This is a genomic window from Bacillus methanolicus (assembly GCF_028888695.1).
Classification (GTDB): Bacteria; Bacillota; Bacilli; order Bacillales; family Cytobacillaceae; genus Bacillus_Z; species Bacillus_Z methanolicus_B.
In genome coordinates this window covers 761820-781580 of sequence record NZ_PNFF01000002.1, presented here as the reverse complement: position 1 = coordinate 781580, position 19761 = coordinate 761820, and the positions used below count along the sequence as shown (strand labels likewise).

The 19761-nt window shown below is 41.3% G+C and carries 18 protein-coding genes and 3 pseudogenes; 1 reads left to right on the top strand and 20 read right to left on the bottom strand.

Going from position 1 to position 19761, the window contains the following annotated elements; translation table 11 throughout:
- Positions 1-82: 82 nt before the first annotated feature.
- The 8 genes and pseudogenes from C0966_RS15550 to C0966_RS15520 form a co-directional block, all read right to left on the bottom strand.
- On the bottom strand, positions 83-1519 hold the full coding sequence (locus C0966_RS15550) for a PH domain-containing protein (protein ID WP_274856601.1): 1437 nt from the start codon (positions 1517-1519) through the stop codon (positions 83-85).
- Positions 1512-1991, bottom strand: coding sequence for a PH domain-containing protein (locus C0966_RS15545; RefSeq protein WP_274856600.1), 480 nt, complete (start codon positions 1989-1991; stop codon positions 1512-1514). Before C0966_RS15545 ends, C0966_RS15550 begins: the two co-directional genes overlap by 8 nt.
- A 196-nt stretch (positions 1992-2187) precedes the next feature.
- A complete protein-coding gene (locus tag C0966_RS15540) occupies positions 2188-3654 on the bottom strand; it encodes a DEAD/DEAH box helicase (RefSeq protein WP_425535951.1) in 1467 nt (488 codons plus the stop codon).
- 208 nt (positions 3655-3862) lie between these two features.
- The gene (locus C0966_RS15535; RefSeq protein WP_274856598.1) at positions 3863-4588 is read right to left on the bottom strand and encodes an alpha/beta hydrolase; all 726 of its coding nucleotides are present in this window, start codon (positions 4586-4588) and stop codon (positions 3863-3865) included.
- 329 nt (positions 4589-4917) lie between these two features.
- Positions 4918-5445 (bottom strand): annotated as a pseudogene (locus C0966_RS18705) (methyl-accepting chemotaxis protein); the annotation flags it as partial.
- 300 nt (positions 5446-5745) lie between these two features.
- A pseudogene (locus tag C0966_RS18700) lies at positions 5746-6084 on the bottom strand (protoglobin domain-containing protein); the annotation flags it as partial.
- A gap of 472 nt (positions 6085-6556) precedes the next feature.
- The gene (locus C0966_RS15525; protein ID WP_274856596.1) at positions 6557-7942 is read right to left on the bottom strand and encodes a UDP-N-acetylmuramoyl-tripeptide--D-alanyl-D-alanine ligase; all 1386 of its coding nucleotides are present in this window, start codon (positions 7940-7942) and stop codon (positions 6557-6559) included.
- A 74-nt stretch (positions 7943-8016) separates the two neighbouring features.
- On the bottom strand, positions 8017-9096 hold the full coding sequence (locus C0966_RS15520; RefSeq protein ID WP_274856595.1) for a D-alanine--D-alanine ligase: 1080 nt from the start codon (positions 9094-9096) through the stop codon (positions 8017-8019).
- Positions 9097-9758: 662 nt separating this feature from the next.
- Between C0966_RS15520 and C0966_RS15515 the strand changes: the two are divergent.
- Positions 9759-9845, top strand: a pseudogene (locus tag C0966_RS15515) (AraC family transcriptional regulator); the annotation flags it as partial.
- A 102-nt stretch (positions 9846-9947) separates the two neighbouring features.
- Here C0966_RS15515 and C0966_RS15510 read toward each other — a convergent pair.
- From C0966_RS15510 to C0966_RS15455, 12 genes are all read right to left on the bottom strand, one after another.
- On the bottom strand, positions 9948-10571 hold the full coding sequence (locus C0966_RS15510; protein WP_274856594.1) for a histidine phosphatase family protein: 624 nt from the start codon (positions 10569-10571) through the stop codon (positions 9948-9950).
- 80 nt (positions 10572-10651) lie between these two features.
- Positions 10652-11368, bottom strand: coding sequence for an ATP-binding protein (locus C0966_RS15505; RefSeq protein ID WP_274856593.1), 717 nt, complete (start codon positions 11366-11368; stop codon positions 10652-10654).
- Positions 11365-11859 (bottom strand): ECF transporter S component, encoded by a 495-nt coding sequence (locus C0966_RS15500; RefSeq protein WP_274856592.1) that lies wholly within the window; start codon positions 11857-11859, stop codon positions 11365-11367. Before C0966_RS15500 ends, C0966_RS15505 begins: the two co-directional genes overlap by 4 nt.
- A complete protein-coding gene (locus C0966_RS15495; RefSeq protein ID WP_274856591.1) occupies positions 11859-12443 on the bottom strand; it encodes a cob(I)yrinic acid a,c-diamide adenosyltransferase in 585 nt (194 codons plus the stop codon). Before C0966_RS15495 ends, C0966_RS15500 begins: the two co-directional genes overlap by 1 nt.
- Positions 12444-12456: 13 nt before the next feature.
- The gene (locus C0966_RS15490) at positions 12457-12897 is read right to left on the bottom strand and encodes a bifunctional adenosylcobinamide kinase/adenosylcobinamide-phosphate guanylyltransferase (protein WP_274856590.1); all 441 of its coding nucleotides are present in this window, start codon (positions 12895-12897) and stop codon (positions 12457-12459) included.
- Positions 12849-13475, bottom strand: a complete 627-nt coding sequence (locus C0966_RS15485) for a histidine phosphatase family protein (protein WP_274856589.1) — start codon at positions 13473-13475, stop codon at positions 12849-12851. Before C0966_RS15485 ends, C0966_RS15490 begins: the two co-directional genes overlap by 49 nt.
- A complete protein-coding gene (gene cobS, locus C0966_RS15480) occupies positions 13433-14218 on the bottom strand; it encodes an adenosylcobinamide-GDP ribazoletransferase (RefSeq protein ID WP_274856588.1) in 786 nt (261 codons plus the stop codon). The genes C0966_RS15485 and cobS overlap by 43 nt, the downstream gene beginning before the upstream one ends.
- Entirely contained in the window at positions 14215-15726 is a 1512-nt protein-coding gene (locus tag C0966_RS15475; RefSeq protein WP_274856587.1) for a cobyric acid synthase, read from the bottom strand. The genes cobS and C0966_RS15475 overlap by 4 nt, the downstream gene beginning before the upstream one ends.
- The gene (locus tag C0966_RS15470; protein WP_274856586.1) at positions 15692-16300 is read right to left on the bottom strand and encodes a bifunctional adenosylcobinamide kinase/adenosylcobinamide-phosphate guanylyltransferase; all 609 of its coding nucleotides are present in this window, start codon (positions 16298-16300) and stop codon (positions 15692-15694) included. The genes C0966_RS15475 and C0966_RS15470 overlap by 35 nt, the downstream gene beginning before the upstream one ends.
- On the bottom strand, positions 16282-17358 hold the full coding sequence (cobD, locus tag C0966_RS15465) for a threonine-phosphate decarboxylase CobD (RefSeq protein WP_274856585.1): 1077 nt from the start codon (positions 17356-17358) through the stop codon (positions 16282-16284). Before cobD ends, C0966_RS15470 begins: the two co-directional genes overlap by 19 nt.
- Positions 17333-18298 carry an adenosylcobinamide-phosphate synthase CbiB gene (cbiB, locus tag C0966_RS15460; RefSeq protein ID WP_274856584.1) on the bottom strand — a complete coding sequence of 322 codons (966 nt, stop codon included), beginning with the start codon at positions 18296-18298 and terminating at the stop codon, positions 17333-17335. The genes cobD and cbiB overlap by 26 nt, the downstream gene beginning before the upstream one ends.
- Positions 18295-19761 carry an adenosylcobinamide amidohydrolase gene (locus C0966_RS15455; RefSeq protein WP_274856854.1) on the bottom strand — a complete coding sequence of 489 codons (1467 nt, stop codon included), beginning with the start codon at positions 19759-19761 and terminating at the stop codon, positions 18295-18297. The genes cbiB and C0966_RS15455 overlap by 4 nt, the downstream gene beginning before the upstream one ends.

The following is a 19761-nucleotide window of genomic DNA, read 5'->3' as shown; positions in this document are numbered from 1 at the left end:
TTGAAGAGTAAAAGTACCTTGAACGAGAGCAATCACCTGCCGAACGGGAGTGAACACCCGCTGAACGAGAGTAAGTACTCTTTTATTTTCCTTGATACCATCGATAAACATAATAACAATCTTCCTGTTGCAAATCGGCAACCGTTCCTCCAGAGCCTCCGGCGCCTGATTTTACAACCGCATCCAAGGTGGCAAGCTGTTTCTTTTTTTGAAAATAACTTTCTTTAACAGTTAATGATTGGATTTTGTTTTTTTTCATAAAAACAGTATTCCTGCTAATTCCCCGATACCTTAAGGTAAGCTGTTGATTGTCAATGCTCCAGCCGGCATCCTTATATTTGAGGAATGACCAAATAGAAATAACAGGAATAAGAAGCAAAGAAAAATATCCCCATGGACGAAAGAAAATGATCGGCAAAACCACGAAAGGAACAATGAACAACCAGCCCCTTATTAAATACCTTTTTAACGCTCTTTTCGGTGCAGGCTTAAAATCGGCTAAAAGGTTATAATCGGAAAAGAATGGTTGTAAAATTCCTGAAATTTTTCCCTTTCTTATTATCGGCAGCAAAACAACGCTTGCTCTCTCTTCATTCACTGCAGAGCCGCCGACGCTTTCAATGATGACAGTGGCATATTTTAGAGGCTGCCTAATAAGGTTTTCACTAATTTTAATTGCTTGGATCCGATGAAGAGACATGGTAATTTGCCGTTTTTCAAGCAATCCTCTTGAGATAATGATATCATCATTCACTTTTTTTACTGTAAAATCAGCATATGTCACCATCGTTCCGATCACAGCGATCAGCCAGGCTATTAAAAAGCCAAAAAACACAATTATCGCAACAAAGAGAATCCCACTTTTTATTAATTGTTCAAATCCTGAAAATATCTTTTCATATGGAATGAACTCTTCAAGCTGAGAAAGAAAAGCGAAAACTGCCGAAATCACAACTCCTGCTCCACCTGATGTGGAAGCAAGCAAAAACAATTCAGGAGGAGATATTTTATAAATAATTTCTTCTTCAATTTTTGTTTCTGCCCCGTTCTCCACCTTCTTGGAGTTTTTAACAGAGGTAAAAAATTCCTTAATGGCTTCTGCATCCGTTTTTGCGATGGCGGTTAATACAGCCTCCGCATCATTCAACCCCATACCGCCCGATCCGGCAGTCTCGACTGTTACTTTTACGAGACCAAGCGGGCGGTGCAATATACCTTCTGAAAAATCAATACTTTGGATGCGCTCAAATGGGATATAACGTTTTTTCCGAATAAAAAGCCCGTATTCAATTCGAAGTTCATCTTCTTCAATTCTGTAGGTAAACCTGAGCCATGATAAAATGCCGCCAATTAAAATAAGCAAAACGGCACCGACCGAAATAAATAAGGAAAATAGCTCTCCAGCGCTTCCTTTTCCGCTCAGGAAAAAAAATACAATAATCGGAATAATCATTTCTTTCAGCTGCTTAAGAAAATGATACACTGCTGAAATGGGGTGAAGCCGCTTCGGTTCAGACATCTTCATCAGCCACCCTTGCTAACCTTGAGATTGAAGAACGCAGTTCCTCCGCCTCCTCCATATCCAAAGCAGGAATTTCATGTACGGTTGCTGCTGTTGAGACGGTAACCGTAGCTAAATGATATTTTCTTAATAGTGGGCCTTGTTCTGTATCAACATGCTGGACACGAATCATCGGCACTAGCGTCCGTTTTATAATAAATACTCCATGCTGAAGTTCGATTTCCTGCTCCCTGACTTCGTATCTCCATCTTTTCCAGCGCAAAGTAGGAAGAAGAATGATTAACAAATAAGAACTAATGATTGAAATAATGAAAAGTATTATCGGGATCCAGATCGGCCAATGAAAAATAATTGTTAAAATTGTCACTCCGACAGCAAACATCCACATAAAAGCAGATAGAATAGCTCCTGAGATTCTCCAAACCTTTAATGCCCGCTCAGATATTCTTTTTTCCGGTTCTGAAATCATGACAAAATCCTCCTGTGTTTAATCACTAAAACACCTCACCTGGTATACAAAAGAGGCTGGTAATTGTAAGACGTATTTTTTTCAAAATGGTTTCATTTTTCGCTAACAAGTAAGAAAATCGTCTTCATCAAATAAATCGATCTTTTCGCTCCTAAGCCAGGAAAAAGGGGGCAAAAAAAGAGAGCACATCGCTCTCTTACCGGTAGCTTCTTGAATTTGAAGAACTATTTCTTTTTGCGCCGGAACGCGCTTTTAATGAGCCTTTTTTTCTTCCATAAGCTTCATGGCCGCCGAGTCTCTTATCACTTGAGCTTCGTTCACGATCACGCTTTGGCGGAAGAGGCGTTTCCTCCGTAAGCTTTACAGGAGTTGTATCCGGCTCTTTTGTCAACATTTTCAAAACGGCAGAAACAACCGTAACGGCATCTTGCTGTTCAAGCAGCTCCTCTGCAGCCTGTTTGTAAAACTGAAGATTGTTTGTTTCAATTGTTTGAATAATTTTTTCGATTGTCGCCTTTTGCTGTCCTTCCAATGCTTCATCCAGAGTTGGCGGCTTCATTTTGTCCATGCGTCTCTTGATCGTTTTTTCAACGATTTTCAAATACGCTTTTTCTCTCGGAGTGACAAATGTCATCGCCATACCGGTTTTTCCTGCACGTCCAGTCCGTCCAATCCGGTGAACATAGCTTTCAGGGTCTTGCGGGATATCAAAATTGTAAACATGAGTAACGCCTGAAATATCAAGCCCACGAGCCGCAACGTCCGTAGCTACAAGAACATCAATCGAACCTTCTTTAAATTTCCGCAAGACAGACATGCGTTTCGCCTGGCTTAAGTCACCATGTATTCCTTCTGCCATATAGCCTCTTAAATTTAACGCTTCAGATAGTTCATCAACACGGCGCTTTGTTCTTCCGAAAACAATCGCCAATTCAGGTGATTGAATATCCAATAATCTCGTCAGTACATCAAACTTGTTTTTCTCCTGTACTTCGAGGTAGAATTGTTCAATTTGCGGAACGGTCATTTCTTTTGACTGTACTCGGACAATTTGAGGATTTTTCATGAATTTCTCAGCCATTCTTTGAATCGGTGCCGGCATTGTTGCGGAGAATAGCAGCGTCTGGCGCTCTTCCGGAATCTGGGCGAGAATCGATTCAATATCATCGATAAATCCCATGTTCAGCATTTCGTCTGCTTCGTCAAGGACAGCCATTTTTACGTTGTCGAGGCGAATTGTTTTCCGGTTAATATGGTCCAAAATCCTTCCGGGAGTTCCCACAATAATGTGCGGGCGTTTTTTAAGCGCCTTAATTTGCCTGCTAATGTCCTGGCCGCCAAAAATCGCAAGGACACGAGCTTTCTTTCCATATCCGATTTTAAATAATTCTTCAGAAACTTGAATGGCAAGCTCCCTCGTAGGCGCTACTACAATCCCTTGAATAACGTCTTTGTCAATATCGATTTTTTCAATAAGCGGAATTCCGAAGGCCGCTGTTTTTCCTGTTCCGGTCTGCGCTTGGCCAATCAGATCTTTATTTTCCAAGCTTAACGGGATCGTTTGAGCTTGAATAGGGGTAGCTTCCTCAAATCCCATTTTTTTTATCGATTTCATCATTGCAGGGCTTAAACCCAAATCTTGAAACTTCGTCAATGTATCCATTCTCCTTACTAAATCAGTATATATGATCTTAAAAACAAGTGATAAACAGTGGCAAAAGTTAAATGAGTCGCAAAAAAAGACATTCTCCTTCTTGGAGGATGTCCGATTGTCAAAGACTTTCTCTCTTAGGCACTTTGAAGATTATCTTAACATTTAAGAAGTTTTATTGCAATAAAGTGAAAGTTTCATCAGTAAATTTTTCTTACTTCTAATGATTCATTGAACGTTCGTATATACCGGTGCCTGTTTCTGTTGATAAAAAGTCAAAAATATCGGTAAAAAGCTCATTATTTTCATCGCAATGACAAATCATATGCCCCGATTTCTTAATGTATTTAATTTTTTTATGATCAGTGCCAATCTTTTCATATATATATTTCGCGCTTTTAGGAGGAACAATCCCGTCTGCTTCTCCTTGGGCGATAAACGTTGGAATTTCTATTTTTTCCAGAATAGGACGGATATTTGAAACTAGGCTGCGAAATTGAAATGTTGCCGAAATAGGGGTATCCTTGATTTTTTTCTTATAGCGGAGATACAAGTCATTGTTTTGCAGTTCTCCCCGAAATGTATCTTTTACCATTTTTCTAATATCTGCTGCGAGCTGTTTTGGATTTACATAATAGGCTGCAGGACTAAGTAAAACCAGTTTTTTTACAGGATAGTTGACAGCAAGATAGGCCGCGATCAATCCTCCCATCGAAAAACCAATGACATAAACCGTCTCGCATTTCACCATCAGTTTCTTAAGTTCTTCTTCAGCGTGCTTAATCCAATCTTTATATCGGACGCCTTTTAACTGAAGTGTTTCTCCATGGCCCGGCAAAGTCGGTGCAGCAATCTCCCAATCTGTATGTTTTTTTAAAAAATCAACCAGCGGTTCCACTTCATACGGAGAACCGGTAAATCCATGTATGCATAAGCACCCTATCATACTTGTTCCTCCGTATATTTTCATTAAGCTCTTATCCTATTTTATACTTTTTTACACATATCATACAAAGGATTAAAACGGTTCTTCCTCGCCAATAAGAAAAGCGCAAGCGCCTTGGTTAGCCCCGACAGCTGCTTGCGGGCCTGCCAATGAAGTCGCTTTTTGACTTCATTGGCAGGCGTGAGGCGACCTCGAGGGGCTAGGCGCTGGAGCTAGACTGCGTATCTAATACAAAGACGCTTTCCTGCTTTAACAAAGTTAAACTTTCTTTAACAATAAGAAAATCCTTATGCTGATTTGTCCAGCATAAGGATTTTTGTTCTGCCTGTTTATTCATCCCGAAATTTGGCTGTCAGCTCATTGTTTAAGTTGTTCAGCTCCTCAGCCAGCCCCGCAACTTGGCTCGAAGCTACCGATATATCCTGAAAAGTCTTTTTGAAATCGGAAATAAATGCACTGAAGTTTGCGATTCTTTCACCGCTGTCTTTCATACCTGCAATGGAATTTTCAAGAACGGTAATAATGTTTTGATTCAATTCCCTGAATACACTAGTCTCTTCAACGATCATCTGAAAGCTATGTTCAAATTTTTCAATCGTATCACGAACAGTGCCGATCTGGTGCTGGATGTGGTCAAGGGCATCTTCGGTCTGTTTGGCCAATTTTCTTACTTCTTGGGCGACAATAGAAAAACCTCTTCCATGCTCTCCTGCCCGTGCTGCCTCAATAGCCGCATTTAGCGATAAAATATTTGTCTGAGTTGATATTCCGCGAATCGTTTTTACAACCTGTCCAATATTTGAAGAACTTTCAATCAATTCACGGGTTAAAGTTTTTGTATTTTCAATTAAATCTGCAACTTTATCCACCTTTGCTAACGCAGTGGAAACGTTATGTTTGCCTCTTTCGGAATTAAGGATAACTTCTTGCGATGAATTTTGTATCTGCAGTATTTCCTTAAGCATATGTTCAACCATTTTTTCTTTATCCATAATTGATGAAGTTGTTTCTTCAGCACTTGCTGCCAGTGTGGCGGCCGATTCGTTTAAGCGGTATTGCAGCTCTTTAATTTCATTCAGTTTCATCATCGAAGACGTATACGATTGAATATACGTATCGATCGCTATCTGCATATCAAATGAACAAAGGCGCTGAAATGATATATAACATTCCAATACTTCTTCCCAATGATCAAGTTCTTCGGCCAAAACTTTTAATATTTCAATTTGAAGCAAAGTAAATGATCCAATGTACCATTCCGGAAACAGCCCGATCCGATTATGAACATTTCCCACCGTTCTCCGGCGTTTTACATATTTATCACCGATTTCTCCTGATACCATTTCAATCAAGTATTGTTTAAAAGTTACTTTCAGCTTATCTACCGTTGAGTTGTTTTGAATAATCATTCTAAGGTTTGGAATTTCCAATACCCGCTGATAAAAGGCATCGACAATTTGTTCTTTATTTCTCTCGATAATCGGCCTGATTTTCACAAGATTTGCAATATCTTTTTCTTCCAGGCCAACAAATTTTATTTGTGAAGCTTCAATTCCTTCTACTTCAATTTAATATTAAAACCTGCATCGGCTTGTGGCTCTTTCTCTGAGAAGCTTGGTCCCTGATCATTTCCATGAAGCTTCTTAAATGGAAGGGTTTTCATACACGAACCTCCTACTTTTTTCCTGTTATAAAGTCAGTATAGCGCAAATTTTTTGCTTCGTTGCTTAAGTCATTTAACAATATTATGAATTTTCCCTATAAGAAAGATAAAAGGTTTTTATTTTTCTAACCGCTGAACACAATCAAACTTTTTTATATAGAAAAGAGGCTTGCTCAAAAACTAAGGGTCAGACCTCTCGAATGCAATATATAGACAAACAGTCATAAAGCCATTCTATATATTGTCATTTTGGAAAGTGTCAGACCCTTATGAGCCAGCCTCTTTTATTCTGTTCCTACGGATTTTTACTGCTCTTTCTTTTGCAATTCTGATACAACGTCCTCGAGCTTCATTCCTCTTGATGCTTTCACTAAAATTAATGTCTCATTGTTTGTGTGTTTCGATAATTCATTGATTAACGAATTTTTATCAAAGAAGGCAAATACTCTTTCTTCCGGAAGAACCGTTTTGGCACCTTCTGCAATATGGCTGCCCAGCTTTCCATACGTAAATACAAAATCAACCTTTTCAGGATGTAATTGGGCTCCGACATTGTAATGGAATTGCTCTTCTTGCGGTCCCAGCTCAAGCATATCGCCGAGCACTAATATTTTATTTATATAACCGGAAAGATTCGAAACGAGTTCAATCGCGGCATTCATGGAAGTTGGGCTGGCATTATAAGCGTCATTGATGATTTTCTCGCCATTTTTTCCTTCAACAATTTCCATGCGCATATTGGTCAGTTTTAAGCCTGAAAATCCTTCGTTCATTTTTTCAAATGAAATGCCGAAATATTCCGCTGCCAGCATAGCTGCAAGGGCATTTAACACATTATGGGTGCCAAGAACCGGCAAAGAGAAAACCTCTGCAGATGCATTGGTTTTAAACTCATTTCCCTTGTCGCTTTGCTGGATTTCAATCGGATACAAGTCATTCCTTTCGCTTCTTCCAAACGTTTTTAAAATCGCATTGCCGCTAAAATTTTTCAGGCGCTCCTTCAAAAGCGGTTCATCTCCGTGATAAACGATTAAACCGCCGTCCTCAAGACCTTTAATGATTTCTAATTTAGCGTCGGCAATGGCTTCTCTTGAACCGAGGTCTAAAAGATGTGACTCTCCGATATTGGTGATGATGACAGCGTTTGGCCTTGCGAGTTTTGTTAAAAATTCAATTTCGCCCCGACCGCTCATTCCCATCTCGAGTACGGCCATCTCTGTTTCCGGCTTTAAGCTTAAGACCGTCAACGGAAGACCGATATGGTTGTTAAAATTGCCTTCCGTTTTTTGAACTTTATATTTTACGGAAAGCAGATTGGCCGTCATGTCCTTTGTAGTCGTCTTCCCATTGCTGCCGGTAATTCCGACAATTTTAATGTTTAATTCATTACGGTAGCTTCGTGCCAGCTCCTGTAATGCTCTTAATGTATCTTCTACTATCAAAACAGGTAAATCGAGCGGCGGATTCGGCACATCTTTTTGCCAAAGTGCGGCAGCAGCACCTTTCTTAATTGCTTCTTCTACATAACGGTGCCCGTCTGTATTCTCCCCTTTGAAAGGAATAAACAGATTTCCTTTTGTAATTTTCCGGGAATCAATGGCAACACCATTAATCTCTATATTTTCAAAATTAGAAAGATCATTTTCGACCTTAATCATTTCTTTTATTTGTTTGATCGTTTTTTGAATCATCGTCTGCTCCCTTCTTTCCGTCTTATGGTGAAAAGGAATGACACGGCATGTTTCGCCGTGTCCAGGTGTAATCGTTATAGTGTATGTTTAATATTTTGTTTTTCAGCATGCCTTTCTTTTGCCAGTTTGACAAGGCGCTCGATCAGTTCAGGATATTCAACTCCAGAGTGTTTCCAAAGAAGAGGGAACATACTGAAAGGAGTGAACCCCGGCATCGTGTTTACCTCATTAATGTATAATTCGCCGTCTTTTGTTAAGAAAAAGTCTGCCCTGACAAGGCCTGAACAATCCAATGCTTTAAAAGCCTTAATTGCCATTTCTTTTAGTTTGGCGTATTCTTCTTCCGTTAAATCAGCCGGGATAATGAGGGCAGTATCGCCGTCTTCATATTTTGCTTTGTAATCATAGAATTCTTTCTTCGGAACGATTTCGCCGGCAACCGAACATTCCGGTTCGTCATTTCCAAGTACGCCGATTTCAATTTCTCTTGCCGTCACGCCTTCTTCAATAATGATTTTCCGGTCGAATTGGAACGCTTCCTGGAAAGCTGCTTCAAGCTCGCTTCTGTTTGTTGCTTTATTGATTCCGACGCTTGATCCAAGGTTTGCAGGTTTTACGAAGCATGGATAACCCAATTCTTTTTCAACTTTCTCATACGCTTGTTTCTTTGCTTTTTCCCACTCGCTTCGGATGAACCAGACATAATTTACTTGGTTAAGCCCGGCTTGGGCAAAAATATTTTTCATAATAACTTTGTCCATGCCTGCAGCCGAAGCAAGAACACCGTTTCCTACATACGGGAGATTTAATATTTCAAGCAGCCCCTGAACGGTTCCGTCTTCTCCGTTTGGACCGTGAAGCAAAGGAAAAATCACATCAAGCGGCTTTTGCTTTTCTCCTTCTGCCTGAAAAAGGGTTGGAGCTAAAGGAGCGCCAGCTTGAGGATCTTCCTTCGTGAACTCAAGCGCTTTGACATTTTCAACGGGTCCGGTAAGCTGCGGACCCTTAACCCATTGACCTTCTTCGGTTATGTAAATTGGATAAATATCAAATTTTTCAAGATCAAGGGCTTTGATAACAGCCATTGCTGTTTGCATTGACACTTTATGTTCAGCGGATTTTCCGCCATATAACAAACCGATTTTTGTTTTCATTATTGAACCTCCATTTTGTTGATTCCACACGTTTATTTTAACACTTTCAAAGAAAAGAAAGGGAGAAATAACAAAATGTTTCTAATGAAATTTTTCACATTCTTTCCGCCTATTCATCTATTCTATACGTATGAAACCCACAGCTTGCTTTATTCGCGGGCCAGACCCTCAATACGGTGACGCGTTAAAGCATTGGGGGTCTGGCCCTCAATGCTTTAACGTGATGAAGGATTATTCCTCATTAAGTTAAGTCGCTGTGCATCTCCTTCTCTTACAGTTAAATTGAATTTTATTTGTGGAAAGGCTCTTTCTCCTTTTTCGACTTCTACACGATTATAAAAATATAAACAAATGAAAATTAATAATAGGCTGCATAAAATGAAAATGATCATTTTTAATCCTCTTTTCCTTAGTATTTTTAAACATTTTAATCTCTTTCGCTATTTTCACATACTCCAAAGTATGTTGGTGTTTCAAAATTACCCGTAATAAAAATTAGCAAAACGGGTCTGTCCAAAAAGTCAGTTACCCTGATTTTTTGGACAGACCCTTGGAGGATTTGAAATGACGTTAAGAGAATTAATAGTAGAGATATAAAAATTAAGTTTGGCAGAAGAACAATTGTGAAAACCCTTCGATTAGAAAAAGATGTGGGTGATTAAGCAGGTTTATTAGAGAGAGCTTACTCATATGATTTTGAAAAATACTATCCTACTGGGGAAATTGAGATTCACATAGCAATTAAATAATTACAAAAGATGTTGAATTATTAGAGCTTTAGTTGAAGAAGAGGGATCGGCTTATAGAAAAACCCCCTTCTCAATAAGGGGGCCGTGTAAATAGATTACATGTTATAAATGAGCTTCCTGTTCTATATGGGCGAGGTCACCCTCTAATAAAAAGTTCTTTTTTCCATTGTCACATTCAACAACCGTCAAACTCGTTCCATGAATGAACGGCGGTGACCAAAAATCATCAAGGGGAAGTTGTTTCATCACCATATACATTGTTTTAATAACGACCGCATGGGTGACAATCAGCACATTTCCGGAAGAATACGTTTGTTCTATATCTTTCAAAACAGATAGCACCCTGTCCTGAATGTCTTGAAAACTTTCGCCTTCTGAATTTTGGTACAGGTGCGGCTTGTTCCAAAAACAATCAAATTGATGAGCATCTATTTCTTTAATCTCATCATGAGTTTTTCCTTCCCAGCTGCCAAAGTGAATTTCCATCAATCTTGAATCTTTTACAATCGGAATTTGCCGGTCTCCCTTAATGAGTTCTGCCGTTTGGACTGTTCTTCCGCTCGGGCTTGCGATTATAGCCGCAAATTCAGTATTCTTAAGCCTTTCACCTAATAATTGTGCATGCAGTTTGCCTTTATCCGTTAAACTCGAATCTAACCTTCCTTGCATTCTGTTTTCTGCATTCCATACCGTTTCCCCATGTCGCGTGATATATAAAGTTAGCATTTTCATTCATCCCTTTATTTTTTTGCCATACTATTTATTATTCTATTATAATACCATATTTTCCTGACAATTCTATTTTATCAATCTATTATCTTAATAGGGTGAAACAATTTTCCTGCTTTCCTGCGCAGTTTTTCTTCAACTTCCGGCCGGTAGACAACAAGAAAGCACGTTGCCGGGCCGGCTGATTTCAATAGATCCAAACTGCAAGAAACTTGTTTTTCTTCGATCACCCGATCATGAAAAAGCTGTTGAAGCTCGTACATAATTCCTTTTGATCCAACAGGGAGAATAGCCTCCACTTCTTCCTGTTCACAGAACCATTTGAACAGCGAAAGAGGTGCGATCCGTTCCTGATTGTTAATGACTTCTTCCCCTACAAGCGGGAACCCGATAACCGCTACATCCATTTCCCTCAGCAGCCAATCATGATCGTCATTTCGCGCCTTCCGTCCCACCACAACCATGCCGAGTGCCGATTGAAGGAGAGAAAAATTGCTTTCCGTACTTCCCGTTATGGAAATTCCATTGATCCCCAATTCACAAAGTCCTCTTTCCACTCCGATTTTGAGCAGCGGCCATACATCATCTCCGCAAAAATTTTGCATTGCAACCGCAACAGGTTTTGCTCCGGCCGCCATACACTCCATCACCGCGACCCGAAAAGAATAATACGAGAGAATGTCATATGGAACTTTCACATGATCACTGTCTTTCATCCCGATTCCGCCGCTGTTATCAGCCGCAATAACGAGTGATTCGTTTTCATTTATCGGAACGATCGCAACATCTCTCATCGGTTAGCCTCCAAAGAGTCTGTTTTGCCGCCTTTTAACCAAACGAGACGGGGAGCCATCAACAATGCAGCTGCTAAATTAAACAGAGATCCTATGAATAGCGAAGGCAGAATCGCAAAAAAGAATTCTTTTCCCATTATAAAAAGAAAAGGCAGGGGAGCGAGAAAAGCATTGCTAAATAAAAAAATAAAACCTGCCATTTTCTTCGATCCCGTCCGATAAATGTTTCCGAATATCCATACAAGAACCGCCATTTCAAGCGCAACAAGAAAATGTAAAGGACCTAACGGCATTCCACCGAGTAATGCAGACAGAATATGCCCCGATGCAGCTATCACTGCACCTGCTCCATTTCCTAAAAGTACAGAGGCCAAAAGTGCGGGGAAAGAATCAAGGGCGATGCTTCCTATGACGGCCGGTATTTTAATAGAGGCGCCAACAACCGACAAAGCAGTAAACAGTGCTGCCAAAACAATTTTTCTGCCAAACATTACTTTTCCTCCTTCCGTTTCCCTTCCCGAAATACATTCGCACTTCTAATGTATTCTACATCTTTTACACCGAGGCGAAAATTTACGATTCTCGCAAGCGCGAAAAAATAATCAGAAAGACGGTTCATATATTTCAATACAAGATCCGGAACTTCCGGATCTTTCTTCTTCAGTTTTACAATTAGTCTTTCAGCCCGCCGGGTTACTGTCCGGGCTATATGGATTGACGCGGAAGGTTTTGTTCCACCCGGAAGAATAAATTTCTCAAGTTTCGGCGCTTCATCGGTAAACTCGTCAATTCTTTTTTCAAGATGTTCAATAGCTTCTGCTGTAAGCTTTAATTGCCTTCTGGAGGAAATATTGGCGAGGTCTCCGCCGCAGTCAAAAAGCTCGTGTTGAATTTTTTCAAGATCTTCCAAAACGTCTTTGAAAAGACCGGGGTCTAGTTCCGCCATGGCCTGGCCGACAAAGCAATTCACTTCATCAACCGTTCCATAAGCTTCTACCCTGATATCATCTTTATCTACACGGCCCCCGATTAAACTCGTTTGTCCTTTATCACCTGTACGCGTATAAATTCTCATTATCATTTCCTCCCTATTTAAGTCTTTGACCAATTCCATACCAAATAAGGTCGATGCGGCCAGCAAGGTCGGTAATCTCTTGAAAAGCCCAGCCAGTGCAATCCCGCCAGTTTCGCTGCTCCTTTTCAACCGGTACAATCCCTTTTGTAATATCCGCTCCGATAATTACGAGTGTCCGATCCGGTCTTTCGTTTTCCCAAAGATACCAATTCCTTAATACATTCTTCCATTGCTCCCGGAAACCATTGGAATCAGACCGTGCCGAGATTTCTCTTATCCATTGTTCCGCTCCCTCCAGGACAACGAAATCTTTTCCTAAATCATGGAGCGTGATTGGAAGTGGCTGATGTTTATAAGCCGAAATCCATAGTACGTCTTCTCTCTCTTCAATATGATAAAAGCTCCTTACCCATTTTGCTTTTCCGTTAAAGGAACCTCCCGTAATAAAGTGCACCGTTCCCCCCTCCTAAAGGCATTGTTTTCCCATTCTAATTCGTAGCCATGCCCGTGCTTCACCTTCCATTCCCAAAAAGTCTGTTCATAAGGAGCGAACTTAGACAGCAAATACTTAATAACTCCTCCATGCGTCACGGCAATGGCCCTGTTCACACCGTTTTGTAACATTTCCTCCTTCAACTTATTCCAGCCTCGGTCAACTCTTTCGGCAAACTCGGGAAATAATTCACCTTCAGGCGGCCGGACGGATAAATAATCGTCCAACCAGCTTTGATAAACACCGTCCTTTTCAAGCTCTTGATGAGTTTTTCCTTCCCATATTCCAAAATTCAGTTCACGCAGATCAGGAATCAGAATTGGATCAGCTGCTGGAAACAGCAGTCTGGCAGTTTCCATACATCTTTGCAAATCACTGCTAAACACTTTCTCATACTCCGGAAGTTTATCCTTTATTTCCTTTAACTGCATCCGGCCGTCATGGCTCAGCTGAAAATCGGACCAGCCGATAATCGCTTTTCGCTGATTATATGCCGTTAAGCCATGGCGAAATAGTGCAACAACCACAGAATTGCCCATAATAAAAGCTCCACTCCTTCCACGGCGGACCCTAACACATCTCCTGTTACTCCGCCAAACCATTTCATTATTTTATACTTTAAAAAAATAACTGCGGCAACTGCAGAAAAAAGGATTACAGCAAAAAAAAGAAAGAGCTTAATAGATAAAAGAAAAGCCAGCCCGAGAAAAAACAGCAGATACAATGGGTATATCCATAATGAACGAACATCCGCTGCTTGCTGAAAGAAAAAGGCAAGCCCTTCTTTTCTCACAGACGGCAAGCCGGTAAGAAAATAACCCATCGCGCTTTTTCCCAAAAAAGGGATAAACATCATTAAGTAATATGAAAACAAATTAGCCATAACGGTAATTTCGTATAAAAATATGAATCTGCTGCTCAACAGAATGATAACCGAAATAACCCCGAATGCCCCTGTCCGGGGATCCTTCATAATTTCAAGCCGTTTCTCTCTATCCTGAAAAGAAAAATAAGCGTCACTAGCATCAATCCAACCGTCGAGATGAATCCCGCCTGTGAGAATAATAGTCAATAGCCAAAGAAAAAATGCAGCAGCAAGATCAGAAAAGGGCGTATAATGTTGCAACAAATACAATACTAGAGAAAAAACAAAGCCTTGAAAAATTCCTAATAAAGGAAAAGTTTGAATCGCTTTTTTCAAATGAGATTGATCCATTGGGAGTTTTAGCCGAACAGGAATAGACGTAAAAAATTGGAGGTTAATCAAGAACCCTTTTATCATTCGCTTCCCGCTCCCGTGAAAATAATGTTTTTCACTTGCTCCCAGTTTAAAAACGGCTTTATGCCGGTAGCCAATTCATCATATTTTGCATCCTTCAGCTCTCCAATAAAAACGGGATGACGAACAGAAAGCCCTTTTCTTTTCCTCAATCGATTCAACCACTCGCTCCGCCACTGATCATTATGAAAAAGGTGGTGCAAATACGTGCCAATGATCGAGCCATTGTCACTGCAATACCCCTCTTCCTCGCCGTTCTCAAGCAATAAAAACGGGCTTCTCTTTACGGAAGGTTCAAAATCAGTTTTCCCAAGGTGAATTTCGTAGCCATGTACCGGAATTTCTCCCACGCCGACATTAGGGTGAACCGTTCCCTTCGTTCGAACAGTCAGCTTTTCACTGTAAAAAAACGTATTTCCCGGAATCATTCCGAGACCTTCTTCGCTTATTCCGGCTTTCCCTGTATCAGATCCTGCCTCATCCACAAGCATACGGGTCAGCATTTGATATCCGCCGCAAATGCCAACGATTGTCCCTTTGTTGGCTGCGTATTTCTTAAGTGCTTCAGCCAGTCCATTATCTTTAAGGTATCGCAAATCTTCAATCGTACTTTTCGTGCCGGGAATGATCACAGCATCAGGATTCCCGAATCGTTCCGTGCTGCTCACCCATCGAACCGAAACATCCTCTTCATACAAGAACGGTTCCATGTCACTGTAGTTTGAAAGATACGGAAGTTTGATAACAGCAATATCAATGCTTTTTTGCAGGCGGTTTGAAAACCTGTCATGAAGGGAGAGAGAATCTTCTCCTTCTATCATATGCCGGTCTAAATAGGGAACAACCCCAAGAACCGGAATACCCGTTCGTTCCTCAAGCCACGTGATGCCATCTTGAAACAACTCGGGATCGCCGCGAAATTTATTAATAATCACACCCTTTACCCTGCTCCGTTCCTCTTCTTCCAGAAGCTCCAGTGTTCCGACGATACTGGCAAACACTCCGCCCCGGTCAATATCAGCTACTAAAACAACGGGTACATCGGCAAGTTCCGCAACTTTCATATTCACAAGTTCTCTGTCTTTTAAATTGATTTCCGCCGGGCTTCCCGCTCCTTCAATTACGATCAGTTCATATTCCTCTTGCAGTTTTTTTAGCGCAGTTTCAATTGTTTCCAATCCTTTTTGATAAAATGAATCTCGGTACTCCTTGCCGGAAACGGTTGTAAACGGCCGGCCTAATAAAACTACTTCAGATTGATGATCGGACCTCGGTTTTAATAATATCGGATTCATCCAGACCGTTGCCTCTGTCCCGGCTGCTTCCGCTTGAATACCTTGGGCACGGCCAATCTCTTTACCGTCCATCGTAACATAAGAATTATTGGACATATTTTGTGATTTAAAAGGGGCAACTTTGTATCCTTCCTTTGCGAGAATCCTGCAAATTGCGGTTGTGATCAAACTTTTTCCGACATCAGAAGCTGTCCCTTGAATCATAATGCCTTTCATGTGTCCGATCTCCTTTCATCAGCCGGGGAATACCTGCTTCAACTAAATAAGCAGCGCTTGATCTCTGGACGAGCCATTGATGAAGCTCGCCGAGAATTTTTCCATATGTAAACACGACAAGACTTTCATTAATCGGTTCATTGAGCACTTCATTACTGACTATAAGCAAATGGCCGCATGCTTTTTGAATCTCCAAAACCCTTTCTTTAATCGACCTTTTCACTTCCTCCTGGAAATCAAGCCGGACCCATGCTTCTCTATTTGAAAAAAGCTCATTATTTAATAATGTCGTTAAACAATCAAGCAAAACGACAGAATGTTTACTAAAATGAGAACTGGCCTGCTGAATATTTGTTGCAAATTCCCACGTATTCCACGGAATAGGGCTGTTTTCCCGGTCCATTTTATGCCTTTTTATCCGTTCACTCATTTCCGGGTCTGAGGATCGGCCGCATGCAAGATAATGAAGATCCCCGCCGGTTTTTTCCGCAATCGTAACAGCCGTTTTCTCAGCAAAGGAACTCTTCCCGCTCCGGACTCCGCCGGTAATAAACATTATTTTACCGAGCGCCATTTCGTTAATACCTCCATTAACCGGTCATTTTCATCCTCTCGTTTGATTGCCAGCCGGAGCCATCTGCCTTCAAGACCGGGAAAATGATAAGTATGCCTCGGAACAATCCCGTTCTCGAGCAAAAATCGGATAAGAGGAAGCTGCTCTCTATGATTTGGATCTCTTAACAAATAAAAATTCACGTTAGAATCGGAGGCTTCATAACCATTTTCTTGAAAAAACTTTACTAATCGAGAACGCTGCATGCCAATATATCGCCTCGTTTTCTGAACGTGCTCGTTCGCCTTTAAGCATTCTTCCCCGGCCATTAATGCTAAAGCATTGACGCTCCAGTGAGGCTGGAAAACAGCCATTTCCTTAAGAACATGCGGTTGTGCAATCGCGTACCCGAGCCTTATCCCCGGAATGCTGTACATTTTTGTCATCGACCGAAGAACCAGTAAGTTCGGATAGGTCTGAATAGAAGAAGCAAAAGAGTGCACTTCTTCAGGAAAATCATAAAAAGCTTCATCAATGATCACAAAACAATTCCTTGCAGCAGATTCTTCAAGCACAAGGGAAATGGCGTGCCGGGAAAAAGATGTTCCTGTCGGATTATTCGGATTGCAAAGAAAAAGAGCATCATAATCATCAAGTTTAGGTATGATACTTTCGCTCTTAAGTTCCCACTTTCCCTCTTCAAGAACGTGATAGCCGATCTGGCACCCGTTTGCTTTGCATGCTTCTTCATATTCGGAAAAGGCAGGCTGAACAATTAATACTCTTTTGCCGGCAAGCATTCTGGCAATTAACGCAATGAGTTCCGCTCCCCCATTGCCCGGAAGAATCCAGTTCACCGGAAGGCCTTCCTTTTCAGCTGCTTTAATAGAAAATTGATAAGCTTTTGGATCAGGATAATCGTTGATCAACTCAAAGGCTTGTCCCCATTTTTCTTTTAATGTAAGAGGCGGGCCAAGTGGATTGATATTGGCGCTAAAATCGATATAGTGGTCCGGAAGAGGAATTTCCATTGATTGATATAAATATTGCGGATTAGAACCATGCAACGGCCATTTCAAACGCCACCCCTCCAAGGCATAAAAACAATAAAAATAAAAAAGCTGATCGTTTCATAAGATTGATAGAATCGATGATATGGTTTGTTTGAAGCTCAAACTTAGGGTCGCCCATCTTTGCTCTGTGAGAAACAACACCGTTATAATAATTCGTTCCCCCGAGCTGAATGCCAAAAATAGCAGCAAATGCCGCCTCTCCCCAGCCGCTGTTAGGACTCGGATGTTTTTTAGCATCACGCAAAACAATAGAAACCGCCTTCTTCCGGCTTACTTTCTTCGGTTTCATGCTTAAGAGCATCGCTATAGCCGTCAGTCTGCTCGGAAGCCAGTTTAGCAAGTCATCGAGTTTTGCCGACGCAAAGCCAAATCTTTCGTATTTCTGATTGAGGTATCCTACCATGGAATCGCATGTATTGACTGCACGATAGGCAAGGGCGAAAACTGCCCCGCCAAGCATTCCCCAAAACAGCGGTGCAGTCACTCCGTCGCTTGTATTTTCTGCGACCGTTTCAACCGTACCTCTAACAATCTCTCTTTCCGGCAAATGATCCGTGTCTCTGCCAACAATATATGACAATTTCACCCTGGCTTCCGCTATATTGCCATTTTGTAACGGTTCGTAAACGGCCAATGCTGCTTCCCTTAAGCTTTTTTGTGCAATGGCAGTCGATATGAGGACACCTTCCCAGACAATGCCCGCCAAAGGATGAAGCTGATAGACAGCAAACACGCTTATGCCTGTCACCCCCATCACAATGAGAAGCACTGCAAAAAGCATGACAACCCCTTTTGCCAGGCGGTGATTGCCCTTATTTAATTTTTTATCTAAGAAAGCTATCAAAGCGCCCATCCACCTTACAGGGTGAGGCCACCCCGGCGGATCACCAATAATCAAATCAAGGAAAAAAGCAAGGATAACAGCCGCTAAATGGTGAATGATCATTGCTTTTTCCTCTTTTGATATTTGTGAATGGCTTCTGTCATGCACTCATATATTCCCTTGGCGATCAGCTTTCCAAGAGGTGTAATCGTGCCTGCAAAATCCAATAACCGGCCCTGCTGGGTAGCAGCAATTAAGATGCTGTCAGTTGAGGTTCCGGTCGCCAGCGTCCCGGTTTTTGAATCATAGATTTCCATGTCATGCAAAACCTTAACCTTTGCCTCCGTTGCCGTCATAATCCCTTGGATGAAAGCCTCTTCCGTCATGTTTCCGTTTACGAAGATCCATGTATTGATCGTTCCGGGAGTCGTTGTCATTTGGTGCGCTTTGCTTCTTGATGCATCCACTGCATGACCTACACCTGCAGTAACCACAATAAAGACAGAAAATCCGTCGCCTTTGAAAAGCCGGTAAGCGGCATCTTCCAGATTGACAGCCGTCATCATTCCAACAGTATCGACCGGTTCAAAACCGTTTTGTTTTAAGAAATCTTTCATTTCTCTCCGGTGGTCGCTGCAATCATAATCTTGACTGACATGCCTGTTTATGAACATTCGGTGCCAGCCTGTTCCCGAACCAGTCACCCCTGAGGACATCGTTCTGAGCGGGATCGGAGAGACAAGCCCGATAAATTCCTTTGAGATAGTCAAATATCGTTCATCAATCTGAAATGATTTTTGATTTTCTTCCTGATCAGGAAGCAAGACCATTTGCGGCTTAGCCACTTTCGGATGGGGCTGCTTTTGGATCGCCGTATGATAAACTTCCCGAATACGCTCTTCTTTTAATACTTCATTGGGAGTATCGTTAATACGGATTCTCCCCTTGTCCATCAGCATTAAACGGTCGCAATACAAGCTGGCAAGATTCAAGTCATGGAATATCGAGATGACGGTTAGTTTGCGTTCCTTCGTCCAACTCTTTAATAGATCTAGCAATTCTTTTTGATAAGACAAATCAAGGTGGTTAGTCGGTTCATCAAGAAGAAGAATTTCCGGCTCTTGGGCAAGCGCCTGAGCGAGAAATACCCTTTGCCGTTCCCCTCCGGACAGCTGATTGATTGGTTGATCATGAAAACGTCTTATTCCTGTCTGCTCCATTACGGTCCTGACAATGGCTTCATCTTCGTTTGTCCAAGTTTGAAACCAGTCTTTTTGATGTGCATATCTTCCAAGCGATACCGTTTCTTTTACCGTATAGGAAAAAGTGTCTCCGATCGCTTGAGGCAAAACGGCTATTACTTTCGCAAGCTCTTTAGAAGAAAACGCTGATAACGGACGATCTTTAATCGTTATATCTCCCTTTTTATAAGGTAAAATACCACTGATCATTTTTAATAAAGTCGTTTTCCCGCTGCCATTTGGGCCGAGAATGCCAAATAATTCCCCTTTCCCAACTGAAAAAGAAATGTCATTTATAATATTTTGGCTATCATAACCACCAGAAAGATTGCTGACAACTAGCAT

Coding starts and splice junctions, on each gene's coding strand:
- C0966_RS15550 (WP_274856601.1), bottom strand. CDS start 1,519: ATGTCTGAACCGAAGCGGCTTCACCCCATTTCAGCAGTGTATCATTTT.
- C0966_RS15545 (WP_274856600.1), bottom strand. CDS start 1,991: ATGATTTCAGAACCGGAAAAAAGAATATCTGAGCGGGCATTAAAGGTT.
- C0966_RS15540 (WP_425535951.1), bottom strand. CDS start 3,654: ATGGATACATTGACGAAGTTTCAAGATTTGGGTTTAAGCCCTGCAATG.
- C0966_RS15535 (WP_274856598.1), bottom strand. CDS start 4,588: ATGATAGGGTGCTTATGCATACATGGATTTACCGGTTCTCCGTATGAA.
- C0966_RS15525 (WP_274856596.1), bottom strand. CDS start 7,942: ATGATTCAAAAAACGATCAAACAAATAAAAGAAATGATTAAGGTCGAA.
- C0966_RS15520 (WP_274856595.1), bottom strand. CDS start 9,096: ATGAAAACAAAAATCGGTTTGTTATATGGCGGAAAATCCGCTGAACAT.
- C0966_RS15510 (WP_274856594.1), bottom strand. CDS start 10,571: ATGCTAACTTTATATATCACGCGACATGGGGAAACGGTATGGAATGCA.
- C0966_RS15505 (WP_274856593.1), bottom strand. CDS start 11,368: ATGAGAGATGTTGCGATCGTTCCGATAAATGAAAACGAATCACTCGTT.
- C0966_RS15500 (WP_274856592.1), bottom strand. CDS start 11,859: ATGTTTGGCAGAAAAATTGTTTTGGCAGCACTGTTTACTGCTTTGTCG.
- C0966_RS15495 (WP_274856591.1), bottom strand. CDS start 12,443: ATGAGAATTTATACGCGTACAGGTGATAAAGGACAAACGAGTTTAATC.
- C0966_RS15485 (WP_274856589.1), bottom strand. CDS start 13,475: ATGGGCAATTCTGTGGTTGTTGCACTATTTCGCCATGGCTTAACGGCA.
- cobS (WP_274856588.1), bottom strand. CDS start 14,218: ATGATAAAAGGGTTCTTGATTAACCTCCAATTTTTTACGTCTATTCCT.
- C0966_RS15475 (WP_274856587.1), bottom strand. CDS start 15,726: ATGAAAGGCATTATGATTCAAGGGACAGCTTCTGATGTCGGAAAAAGT.
- C0966_RS15470 (WP_274856586.1), bottom strand. CDS start 16,300: ATGGCGCTCGGTAAAATAATGTTTATTACCGGCGGAGTCCGGAGCGGG.
- cbiB (WP_274856584.1), bottom strand. CDS start 18,298: ATGATCATTCACCATTTAGCGGCTGTTATCCTTGCTTTTTTCCTTGAT.
- C0966_RS15455 (WP_274856854.1), bottom strand. CDS start 19,761: ATGCTAGTTGTCAGCAATCTTTCTGGTGGTTATGATAGCCAAAATATT.